Genomic DNA, 794 nt, shown 5'->3' with positions numbered 1-794 from the left:
CATACTGATCGCTACAATCTGCTTGTGCCGCGCTCTGCCTGCCCGCATTGCGGGCATCAGATCCGTGCCTGGGAAAATATTCCGGTTGTGAGTTACTTGCTGATAGGCGGTAAATGCACCAGTTGCAAAGCCCCTGTCTCGGCACGCTATCCGATAGTAGAAACAATTACTGGAGCACTGGCGGCGGCGATGGCCTGGCACTTTGGCACCGGCATCGCAGGCATGGCAGCAACCGTTTTCTGTTTTTTCCTGATTACCCTGACGCTGATCGATGCTGACACCCAGTTTCTGCCCGATGATCTGACCTATAGCCTGCTTTGGCTGGGGATGTTACTGAGCCTGACGGGTGTATTCTCTACACCTGCCACATCGATACTGGGAGCTGTCGCAGGCTATCTGTCTTTGTGGCTGGTGTTTCACCTGTATCGCATGCTGACCGGTAAAGAAGGTTTTGGTTACGGTGATTTCAAAATGCTGGCTGCACTTGGTGCCTGGCTGGGCTGGCAAATGCTGCCACTGATTATTCTGCTGTCATCTCTGGTCGGCTCGCTCGTCGGAATCACGCTGATCCTGTTATCAAAGATGGGGTTTGAAACCAAACTCTCCTTCGGCCCGTATCTGGCTATGGCAGGCCTGATTGCGATGCTCTGGGGGCAGCAAATTCTACACGCCTATCTGAGCTACTTATAAACGACTTATGCACCAGGAAAAGTTCAGTCTGGGTCTGACCGGTGGCATAGGCAGTGGCAAGACCACGATTGCCAATGCATTTCAGGCACAGGGCGCCAGCCTGA

2 protein-coding genes are annotated in these 794 nt (G+C 53.4%); both read left to right on the top strand.

Annotation, left to right across the window (positions count from 1 at the left end):
* Positions 1–690 (top strand): prepilin peptidase (locus tag KDM89_RS19180; protein WP_212689517.1); only part of this gene is annotated, 690 nt, incomplete at its 5' end.
* A 7-nt stretch (positions 691–697) separates the two neighbouring features.
* Positions 698–794, top strand: a 97-nt coding sequence (locus tag KDM89_RS19175) for a dephospho-CoA kinase (protein WP_212689518.1), incomplete at its 3' end; no start/stop codon positions are given.

This window comes from Cognatundibacterium luofuense (assembly GCF_018139685.1).
In the GTDB taxonomy this organism is placed as follows: Bacteria; Pseudomonadota; Gammaproteobacteria; order Burkholderiales; family Burkholderiaceae_D; genus Undibacterium; species Undibacterium luofuense.
This window is presented reverse-complemented; position numbering and strand designations above follow the sequence as displayed.